Below are 9,456 nucleotides of genomic sequence, written 5' to 3'. Positions count from 1 at the left end.
GAACCCATAGCGGCCGTTACAAAAATAACGGATATGTACCCCACCCCCACAAACCCACCCCACCAGCCTTAATCACCGCCGCAACGCCTGGATGAAATAACGGCTCGGCACCTCACCCAGCACCCGCTTGAACACCGCCGCAAACGCACTTGGGCTGCTATACCCCAAATCCACCGCTACCCTGGTCACCGGCTCCCCATTGCCCAGCCGCACGATGGCCGCCAGCAGGCAGGCTTGCTGGCGCCATTGCAGATAACTGATCCCCGTGGCCTCGCGGAATTGCCGGGTAAAGGTGCGGCGACTCATGCCCGCACTGAGCGCCATGGTGTCGATGTCGATTTCCAGCGAAGGGCCCGCCAGGAACCCCTCGCAGGCTTTCGCCAATCGCGGTTCGGCGGGCAGTGGGGCGCTGAGGGGCAGCACCGGCATCCGGGCGATCTCGTGCAGCAGCAAACCCATCAGGTAACTGTCCCGACCGCCCGCCGCATAGCGCGCAGGCACCTCAACGGCCTTCTCCAGCAACTGCCCAAGCAACGGTGATACATCCAGCACCTGGCACGTTTGCGGCAACGCCAGCCGCCGCGCCGCCTGTGGGCGGATATAGGTGTTGAACATCGTCACCGGGCCGCGCATCAGCATGGAGTGGGACGCATGGGGCGGCACCCAGATGGCGCGGTGCGGCGGCACCACCCAGTTGCCGGCGGCGGTATAGACGGTGATGACGCCTCGGCGGGCATAGGCAAACTGCCCGCGCGGATGGGTGTGATCGGGAAACAGCTCGCCGTCGGCATAGTCGATGGCGGTCACGACCCCATCGCGTGGGGTGTTTTCGTAGGGATGAATAGCGGGCATGGCCTGATTCTAGCGTTTATTGACCCACAATCGCGGGCGGGCCATCGCCGTTTGCGAAAAAATTGGCCGGACGCATGGCCTCTCGCCGTGCCACACGCAAACGGACCCATGTCACCATGAAGCACAAACATCTGTTACTGGCCGTCCTGGTGACGGCTGTGTGGGGGCTCAATTTTCCCATCACCAAGCTGGGCCTGGCCGAGATCAACCCGCTGTTGCTGACAGCCCTGCGTTTCACCCTGGCGGCATTGCCCTGGGTGTTCCTGGTGAAACGACCTCAGGTTGCGGTGAAGTGGCTGGCGGCCTACGGCTTGATATTCGGGGTGGCGATGTGGGCCCTGATCAACCTCGGGATCGCCATGGGCGTGCCGCCCGGCAGTGCGTCGCTGCTGATCCAGTTCAGCGCATTTTTCACGATGGGCTGGGGTGTGCTGCTGTTCCGCGAAAGCCTTTCCCTGCCGCAATTGATCAGCGTGCTGCTGGCGGCCATGGGCTTGGTGGGCATGCTGGTGGGCGTACAGGGGGCGGCCACGATGTTGGGGTTTGCCCTGGTGCTGTTCAGCGCGCTGGCTTGGAGCGTCGGCAATATCATCATCAAGATTTCCGGTGTGCGGGAGGTCTTTGCCTTCGTGGTTTGGGCCAGCCTGTTTGCACCGCTGCCGCTGGTGTTGTTGACGTGGCTGCTGGACGGCCCGCAAGCCTTTATCGCGTTGCCGGCTCAGTTGAACGGTGTGGCGTTGTTCTCGCTGGCGTTCCAGGTGTATGGCGCGACGCACTTCTGTTACTGGGGCTGGAACCTGCTGCTGCGGGAGTACCCGGTGTCCCGGGTGGCGCCCCTGTCACTGCTGATCCCGGTGTTCGGCATCGTCAGCTCGATGCTGATTCTGGGGGAGCGCCCCGGGGTTTCGCAGTGGCAGGCCATGGGCTTGATTCTGCTGGCCCTGATCGTGGGCCTGAAAAAGGGGCGCCCGTTGTGGGTCAGGCAGGGCGGTCACGCTTGAGCAGCCCATACAGCGCGCTGTCCGAGACCTCATCGCCCACCACCCAGCGCTCGCGCAACAGGCCTTCGCGAACAAAACCCAGGCGCTCCAGCAGCTTCGCGGAGCCCAGGTTACGCGGGTCAATGTCGGCCTCAAGGCGGCGCAGCCCGGCGGTATTGAACCCGTGGTCGATCACGGCGCGGGCGGCTTCGCTCATGTAACCCTGGCCCCAATGCCGGCGGTTCAGGGTGAAGCCGATTTCGGCGCGGCGGCATTGCTCGTCCACATTGAACAGGTCGCAACTGCCGATCACCTCGCCGGTGGCCAGCAACTCCACCATGCACACCAGGTCTTCACCGACAACCGACGCTTCCATCAGTTGGCCGAAGCGTTCGACGGCCTGCTCGGTGCGGGTCATGGTGGGGAACGAGAAGTAGCGCATGGCCTCGGGATCGGACCAAATCGCGAACAGCGCCCGCCAATCGTCCTGATGGGGAGGGCGCAGGCCCAGGCGCTGTGTGGTGAGGAGTACGGGGGCGAAAAAGGGCAGGGTCATAAGGTGCTCGTCCGTGAAAGTCACGGGCGAATGCTGCCGGGATTGGGGGCGTTGTACAAGGGTCAGGAGAAGGCGGCATCGTCCAGCGCCTGGGCCGGCAGTGCACCGAAGGCCTTGATGGTCTTGGTGACGATGTAGGTGAAGTAGCGCTCGATCGCCAGGTCTTCCATCAGCAGCTGGTCGATGAAGCGTTGGTACTGGTCGATGTCCGCCGCACGGATCATTGCGATGTAGTCCACGCCGCCGCCGGTGGCGTAGCAGAACTCCACCTCGGGGGCGTCGCTCATGCGTTGTTCGAAGCGGCGCATGTCCTGGGCGGTGTGCCGGGCGAGGGTGATCTCCACCAGCAGTTGCTGGCTCTTGAACACCTGGTTCCAGTCGATCACGGCGCGGTAGCCCTTGACCAGGCCGGCGCTTTCCAGCTTGCGCACGCGCTCCCAGGCCGGCGTTACCGAGAGGTTGATGGCCTCGGCCAGGCTCGACTTGGTGATGCGCCCGTCCTCGGAGAGGATGCGCAGGATTTTCAGGTCATAGCGGTCAAGCTTGTGCATTGCGAACAGACTCTGAAGCGGGCGGGTGAATATCAGGCCACCAAATGGTGGGAGCTGTCGAGCTTGGCGAGGCTGCGATGGCGGTGGATCGGGCAACATCAATGTTGGCAATGCCGACGCCATCGCAGCCTCGCTGAAGCTCGACAGCTCCCACAGGGTTCTGCGGTGTTTGTGAGAGCCCGGCTACCTCATCAGCCCAATACTTCGCCCGCCACTTGGTCGATCGCGCCCTTGGTGATGTCGACGATCAGGTCGGCCTCGGCCTTGGTCAGGATCAGCGGCGGGGCAAAGCCGAGGATGTCGCCGTGGGGCATGGCCCGGGCGATCATGCCGCGTTCCAGGCACGCCGCCGAGACTTTCGGGCCGACTTTCAAGGCCGCATCGAAGGGCGTGCGTTGCTCACGGTCCGCCATGAACTCCACGGCGGCGAGCATGCCGTCACCGCGCACTTCACCCACCAGCGGGTGGCCTCCGAGGGTTTCCCGCAGGCGACGGTTCAGGTAGCTGCCCACTTCGTCTGCATTGGCGGTGAGGTTTTCCCGTTCCAGAATGTCCAGGTTGGCCAACGCCGCCGCCGCGCAGATCGGGTGTCCGGAGTAGGTCCAGCCATGGCCCATGGCGCCTTCGTGGGTCGAGGCTTTTTCAATCACGTCCCACACCTTCTCACCGATGATCACTGCCGACAGCGGCGCATAGGCGCTGGTCAGGCCCTTGGCGGTGGTGATCAGGTCCGGGCGCATGCCGTAGCGCTGGCTGCCCATTTTCGAACCCAGGCGGCCGAAGGCGCAGACCACTTCGTCGGCGATCAACAGCACGTCGTACTTGTTCAGCACCGCCTGAATCGCCGCCCAGTAACCGGCCGGCGGTACCACGATGCCGCCGGTGCCCATCACCGGTTCGCCAATGAACGCGGCGACGGTGTCGGGGCCTTCGGCGAGGATCATTTTTTCCAGCTCATCCGCGCAGTAACCCACGAACGCCGCCTCGTCCATGCCTGCCGGCGCCTTGCGGTACCAGTGGGGGCAAACGGTATGCTGGATGCCTTGTTCCGGCAGGTCGAAATGCTGATGAAACGCCGCCAGGCCCGTGAGGCTGCCGGTCATGATGCCCGAGCCGTGGTAGCCGCGATCACGGGAGATGATTTTCTTCTTCTGCGGGCGGCCCAGCACGTTGTTGTAGTAACGCACCAGCTTGATCTGAGTTTCGTTGGCGTCGGAGCCGGACAGGCCGTAGTAGACCTTTTTCATGCCTTCGGGCGCCCAGTCCATGATGCGGCTCGACAGCTCGATGATCGCCTCGGTCGAGTGGCCGACGTAGGTGTGGTAGTAGGCCAGTTCCTTGGCTTGCTTGTAGATGGCGTCGGCGACTTCGGTACGGCCGTAGCCGATGTTCACGCAGTACAGGCCGGCAAACGCATCAATGAATTCGCGGCCTTCGTGGTCGCGGATGCGGATGCCCGAGGCGCTCTGGATGATGCGGCCCTTGAGCGCACCGCTGGCGTGATCATGGGCGTGGGTGGACGGGTGCATAAAGTGCGCGCGGTCTTGTTCGAACAGGCTTTCGAGTGCTTGGCTCATGGTTGCTCTCCTTGGAATTGGCCTTGGTGGTGCAGGCAAAAGTATTTGGTGTCGACAAAGGCTTCGAAGCCCTCGGCGCCGCCTTCACGGCCCAGGCCCGAGGCTTTCATGCCGCCAAAGGGAATCGGGTGACCGGTGAATTTCACCCCGTTGACCGCGATCATGGCGTGGTCGAGGCGGCGGATCAGCGGGTAGATCAGGTCCAGGCGGTTGGAACAAATGTAGGCGGCCAGGCCGTATTCGGTGTCGTTGGCCATCTCGATGGCGTGTTCAATCGAGTCGAATGGCATCACCCCGGCAATCGGCGCGAAGTTTTCTTCGCGGTAAATGCGCATCTGCGGGGTCACATCGGCGAGCACCGTGGGTTGGTAAAACAGCCCACCCAAGGCATGGGCTTCACCGCCCACCAGGCGTTGTGCGCCCAACGCCAGGGCGTCGGCCACGCGCGCGGCGGTGACGTCGAAGGCGGCCTGGTGCATCAGCGGGCCGATGTCGACGTGTTGCTCTTGCCCGTCGACCAAGGCCGGGCCCACCCGCAGCTCACGCACGGCGGCAGCAAAGCGGTTGAGAAATTCGGGGTAGATCGAGCGCTCGACCATGATTCGGTTGGCCGCGCAGCAGTCCTGGCCGGAAGTCTGGAACTTGGCCTCGACCGCGACTTTCACTGCCAGCTCAAGGTTGGCGTCGGCGCAGACAATAAACGGTGCGTTGCCCCCCAGCTCCAGGGCGACCTTTTTCACATCCTGGGCGGCCGCTTGCAGCACCAGCTTGCCGACCCGGGTCGAGCCGGTGAAGCTCACCGAGCGCACGCGGCTGTCCTGCACCAGGGTTTGCATGGCCATCTGCGGCTCGCCCAGCACCACGTTGAATACGCCCGGCGGGAAGCCGGCTTCTTCGGCCAGTTGCGCCAGGGCCAGGGCCGAGTAGGGCGTTTCATGGGCCGGCTTGACCACCACCGTGCAACCGGCGGCGAGGGCGGCGGCGGCCTTGCGGGTGATCATGGCCGAGGGGAAATTCCACGGCGTGAGCAGGGCGCACACGCCCACGGGTTCCTTGACCGTGCCCAGGTGCGCGCCGGGGATATGGCTGGGGATGTTCTGGCCATACAGGCGCCGGGCTTCTTCGGCGAACCAGGGGATGAAGCTTGCGGCATAGGCGATTTCGCCGCGGGACTCGGCCAGGGGTTTGCCTTGTTCCTGGCTGAGGATGTGGGCGAGGTCTTCCTGGTGTTCGAGGATCAGTGCTGCCCAGCGTCGCAGGATCGTGGCCCGTCCATCCAGGCTTTGTTCGCGCCAGAGGGGGAACGCGCGGTGGGCGGCGTCGATGGCGGCGACAATCTGGGGTTTTTCCAGCAACGGCACATGGCCGATCAACTGCTGGTTGGCCGGGTTGTGCACGGCGACGGTGCTGGCACTGGCGCTGTGGACCCAATGGCCGTCGACGTAGCACAGGGCCTTGAACAGCAGCGGGTGGTTGTAGGTCATCGGGTTCACTCCGGTTCGTCTGAGTGGGCGTAATGCTAGAGCAGGGGCGCGGGTGGGATGGGTGGTTTGGTGGGGGTGGGGCAGTGGGTTTTTTCTGATTGCGCCCGCCAAAACAGTTTTTTTTGCGGCGGCTGAAAATCAACTGTGGGAGCTGGCTTGCCTGCGATGGCGACGGTGAATTCAACATCGCTATCGCAGGCAAGCCAGCTCCCACATTGAATCGCTGTTACTGGGCGGTTTTTGCGGTGGCTATCCAGCCGTCAAAGGTCGCTTTGTTTTCTTTCATCCAGTCCTCCGCCAGCTTGCGAATATTGCGTTCGCTGGAACCGTCGGCGCTGATGGTCTTTTCCCAGTAACTCCAGGTGGCCTGGGAAAACGTCATCTGCTCCACCAGCTTCTTGATCGCCGGGTTCGCCGCGATGAACTGCTTATTGCCGATCGCGTACCAGTTCCAGGCCGCCATCGCCATGCGGCACGGATCCGCCCCACCGGCACACCCGGCAACCCCGGGGGTGAGTGCCGACGTGGTGCTCGGCACGTTCCCCGGCAATGCATCAAACGGCGTCGGCAGCCACACCACGTCCTTGCCCGGCACCATGGTGTTGGTCATCCACGACGGTGCCCACGCATAGAAAAACACCGGCTCGCCCCGTTTGAGGCGGGCGACGTTTTCGAACATCAGCGCTTCGTACTTGCCGCGTACCGGGTTTACCGTGTCCTTGAGGCCGAACTTGTCGAGCTGGTAATCCACCACATCGCCACAGCCCCAACCCGGATCACAACTGATCAGGTTGGCCTTGCCGTCCTTGCCAAACAGCCCGGCGATTTTCGGATCCTTCATTTGCTCCAGGCTGGTGATGCCATAGGCGTCGGCGGTTTTCTTGTCGATCATGTAGCCGTTGTAGCCGGCGCCGGTAATGAAGCCCGAGCCCACCACTTCGGTACGGTCCTTCACCTTGTCAAAGCTGGGTTGCAGCATCGGCAAGGTCACGTCCATCGACAGGTCCAGGTCACCCTGGGCGGCGGCGGGGAAGAACAACGTGGTGTTGACGGTGCTCAACTTGCTGCCGTAGCCCAGGCGCTTGGTGGCCTCGATCGCGATTTTGGTCAGTACGTAGTTGCCGCCGGTGCTTTCCGATTGCACAAAGCGGATGGTCTTGCCGGTGCCCGGCAAATCTTCGGCCCACGCCTGCGTACTTGCCAGGCACAACACTGCTGCAATTCCAAGCAAGGCTTTGAATGGATGCATCATGATTTCCTCTTTTTTTTCTCGTGATGGTCAGGGTTGGCAGTCAACAACGGGCATTCATGATTTCTTGTTTTTAAGCGTTTATCGGGTTCGGATTGAGCAGGCGCTTGAACAGCGATTTGCGCTTGCGCACCGTCGGCTGCGCCAGGTTCTGGGTGATGCGGTCGAGCATCATTGCCAGCAGCACAATGGCAATCCCGCCCACGGCCGCGCGGCCCACGTCCATCCGCCCCAGGCCTTGCAGCACCACCAGGCCCAAGCCTTCGGCGCCGATCATCGCCACCACCACCGACATCACCATGGCCGTGAGCACGGTCTGGTTGAGACCGCCGAGGATGGTCGGGATCGCCAGGGGCAGTTGGATCTCCCAGAGCAATTGGCGCTTGTCCGCACCGAAGGCGTGGCCGGCTTCCACCAGTTCGGTGTCGACCATGCGGATGCCCAGGTAGGTAAAGCGAATCAGCGGCGGGCAGGCGGAGATCACCACCGCCACTTCACCCGACACGGTGCCCACGCCAAACAGCATTACCACCGGCACCAGGTACACAAAGGTCGGCGTGGTTTGCATGATGTCGAGGATCGGCCGCATCACGCTCCATACGCGCTCGCTGCGGGCACACCAGATGCCCACCGGAATGCCCACCACCATGCAGATCACAATTGCCGTGGTGATCAGCGACAAGGTGGTCATCGCCTCGTCCCACACCCCCAGCGCTGCGATCACCACCAGGGCCACGGCGCTGAACACCGCCACCCCCAGGCTCGCCGCGCGATAGGCGATCAGGAACATCAGCAGCACCATGATCGGGAACGGGATCGCATGGATCACCGTGTCACTCAGCCCCAGCAAATGCTCCACCGGCCAGCGGATCGCCTGGAACATCGGCCGCAGGTGAATCCCCAGCCACTCCACGCCCTGGCTGATCCATTGGTCGACGGGTAAAACCGCGAGGTCTTCTGAACTAAGCATGCTGTGCAACCTCCGCAGCGGCAGGGCGCGGGGCCGGGACGCTGGCTATGCAATCAAGAATGTGCGCGCTGTTGAGGGTGCCGACGAAGAGCCCGTCGCCATCCACCACCGCCACCGGCAAACCCGGCTTGAGCAGGCGCGCTGCTTCCACCAGCTTGGCGCTGGCCGGCACGCACACAAACGCAGTCGACAGCCGTTGCAGCGCATCGGCGCCCCCGCCCACGGCCAGCAGCGCCGCTGAATCCAGCACGCCGACGGCCTTGCCGCTGGTGTTGAGCACGAAGGCTGCGGCGCTGTCATTGCCCACCACCCGGGTGTCGCCCTGTACCAGCAGGGTGTGGGCTTTTTCCATGATCGAGCGCGCATCGAACAGCCGCGAACGGTCCACCTCCCGGGTGAACGCCGCGACGTAGTCGCTGCCCGGGTCCATCACGATTTCCTGGGGCGTGCCCTCGCGCACCACTTGGCCGTCGGCCATGATCGCGATGCGCGTGCCCAGCTTCAGGGCTTCCTGGAAGTCGTGGGTGATGAACAGGATGGTTTTTTTCAGGGTGCGTTGCAGGCGCAGCAACTCGTCCTGCATCTCGGTGCGGATCAACGGATCAAGGGCACTGAAGGCTTCGTCCATGATCAGCACGTCGGCGTCGGTGGCCAGCGCGCGGGCCAGGCCGACCCGTTGGCGCATGCCGCCCGAGAGTTCGTGGGGATGGTGATCGGCCCACTTGGCCAGGCCGACAATCGCCAGCACTTCCAGGGCCCGCGTGCGCCGCTCGGCCGCCGAGACACCCCGCAACTTGAGGCCGAACTCGGTGTTCTCGATCACGGTTTTATTCGGCAGCAGGGCGAAGTGCTGGAACACCATGGAGATACGCGTGCGCCGCACTTCCCGCAGCTGGTTGTCGTCGAGGGTCACCAGGTCTTCGCCGTCCAGCAGGATCTTGCCCGCAGTCGGTTCGTTCAGGCGGTTGATGCAACGCGCCAGGGTGGATTTACCCGAACCCGAGAGGCCCATGATCATGTAGATCGCGCCGCTGGGAATCGACAGCGAGACGTTGTTGAGGCCGACCACGGTGGCGGTCTCGGCCAGGATCCGGTCTTTGCTGGCCCCGGCGGTCAGGAGCTGCATGGCTCTGTCCGGGGTTGATGAGAAGACCTTGTAGAGGTTCTCAATCTTTAGTCGTTCGCTCACCAATTGCCTCCAATTGTTGTTTTGCAATCTGCGGAAAACTTCATCAAT

At 63.2% G+C, this 9,456-nt stretch carries 9 protein-coding genes; 1 reads left to right on the top strand and 8 read right to left on the bottom strand.

All coding sequences use genetic code 11. From position 1 onward, the window contains the following. Positions 1 to 72 precede the first annotated feature (72 nt). Positions 73 to 852, bottom strand: a complete 780-nt coding sequence (locus HX855_RS01595) for a helix-turn-helix transcriptional regulator (protein WP_177090173.1) — start codon at positions 850 to 852, stop codon at positions 73 to 75. A 116-nt stretch (positions 853 to 968) separates the two neighbouring features. On the opposite strand from HX855_RS01595, the gene HX855_RS01590 reads away from it, so the two are divergent. Further along, on the top strand, positions 969 to 1,853 hold the full coding sequence (locus tag HX855_RS01590) for an EamA family transporter (RefSeq protein WP_177090172.1): 885 nt from the start codon (positions 969 to 971) through the stop codon (positions 1,851 to 1,853). Here HX855_RS01590 and HX855_RS01585 read toward each other — a convergent pair. The 7 genes from HX855_RS01585 to HX855_RS01555 all read right to left on the bottom strand — a co-directional run bounded on the left by HX855_RS01585 (position 1,831) and on the right by HX855_RS01555 (position 9,345). Then, on the bottom strand, positions 1,831 to 2,388 hold the full coding sequence (locus HX855_RS01585) for a GNAT family N-acetyltransferase (RefSeq protein WP_177090171.1): 558 nt from the start codon (positions 2,386 to 2,388) through the stop codon (positions 1,831 to 1,833). The two genes, HX855_RS01590 and HX855_RS01585, sit on opposite strands and share 23 nt — an antisense overlap. Positions 2,389 to 2,450: 62 nt before the next feature. Further along, the gene (locus HX855_RS01580; protein ID WP_177090170.1) at positions 2,451 to 2,939 is read right to left on the bottom strand and encodes an Lrp/AsnC family transcriptional regulator; all 489 of its coding nucleotides are present in this window, start codon (positions 2,937 to 2,939) and stop codon (positions 2,451 to 2,453) included. A 191-nt stretch (positions 2,940 to 3,130) separates the two neighbouring features. Further along, complete coding sequence (locus HX855_RS01575) at positions 3,131 to 4,516, bottom strand: aspartate aminotransferase family protein (RefSeq protein WP_177090169.1); 1,386 nt, start codon at positions 4,514 to 4,516, stop codon at positions 3,131 to 3,133. After that, entirely contained in the window at positions 4,513 to 6,000 is a 1,488-nt protein-coding gene (locus HX855_RS01570) for an NAD-dependent succinate-semialdehyde dehydrogenase (protein WP_177090168.1), read from the bottom strand. The genes HX855_RS01575 and HX855_RS01570 overlap by 4 nt, the downstream gene beginning before the upstream one ends. Before the next feature lie 226 nt (positions 6,001 to 6,226). After that, positions 6,227 to 7,252, bottom strand: a complete 1,026-nt coding sequence (proX, locus tag HX855_RS01565) for a glycine betaine/L-proline ABC transporter substrate-binding protein ProX (protein WP_177090167.1) — start codon at positions 7,250 to 7,252, stop codon at positions 6,227 to 6,229. Between the two features lie 70 nt (positions 7,253 to 7,322). Further along, positions 7,323 to 8,219, bottom strand: coding sequence for a proline/glycine betaine ABC transporter permease (locus HX855_RS01560; RefSeq protein WP_177090166.1), 897 nt, complete (start codon positions 8,217 to 8,219; stop codon positions 7,323 to 7,325). Next, entirely contained in the window at positions 8,212 to 9,345 is a 1,134-nt protein-coding gene (locus tag HX855_RS01555; protein ID WP_177090165.1) for a glycine betaine/L-proline ABC transporter ATP-binding protein, read from the bottom strand. The genes HX855_RS01560 and HX855_RS01555 overlap by 8 nt, the downstream gene beginning before the upstream one ends. Between the last annotated feature and the right edge of the window lie 111 nt (positions 9,346 to 9,456).

It is taken from the genome of Pseudomonas sp. IPO3778 (genome assembly GCF_013386825.1).
In the GTDB taxonomy this organism is placed as follows: domain Bacteria; phylum Pseudomonadota; class Gammaproteobacteria; order Pseudomonadales; family Pseudomonadaceae; genus Aquipseudomonas.
Note: the sequence above shows the minus strand (reverse complement) of the source record. Positions and strands in the feature narration are given on the sequence as shown.

What these genes read in the sequence shown, in the direction of transcription:
- HX855_RS01580 (WP_177090170.1), bottom strand. Translation starts at nt 2,939, where the DNA reads ATGCACAAGCTTGACCGCTATGACCTGAAAATCCTGCGCATCCTCTCC.
- HX855_RS01560 (WP_177090166.1), bottom strand. Translation starts at nt 8,219, where the DNA reads ATGCTTAGTTCAGAAGACCTCGCGGTTTTACCCGTCGACCAATGGATC.
- HX855_RS01555 (WP_177090165.1), bottom strand. Translation starts at nt 9,345, where the DNA reads ATGCAGCTCCTGACCGCCGGGGCCAGCAAAGACCGGATCCTGGCCGAG.
- HX855_RS01590 (WP_177090172.1), top strand. Translation starts at nt 969, where the DNA reads ATGAAGCACAAACATCTGTTACTGGCCGTCCTGGTGACGGCTGTGTGG.
- HX855_RS01570 (WP_177090168.1), bottom strand. Translation starts at nt 6,000, where the DNA reads ATGACCTACAACCACCCGCTGCTGTTCAAGGCCCTGTGCTACGTCGAC.
- proX (WP_177090167.1), bottom strand. Translation starts at nt 7,252, where the DNA reads ATGATGCATCCATTCAAAGCCTTGCTTGGAATTGCAGCAGTGTTGTGC.
- HX855_RS01575 (WP_177090169.1), bottom strand. Translation starts at nt 4,516, where the DNA reads ATGAGCCAAGCACTCGAAAGCCTGTTCGAACAAGACCGCGCGCACTTT.
- HX855_RS01595 (WP_177090173.1), bottom strand. Translation starts at nt 852, where the DNA reads ATGCCCGCTATTCATCCCTACGAAAACACCCCACGCGATGGGGTCGTG.
- HX855_RS01585 (WP_177090171.1), bottom strand. Translation starts at nt 2,388, where the DNA reads ATGACCCTGCCCTTTTTCGCCCCCGTACTCCTCACCACACAGCGCCTG.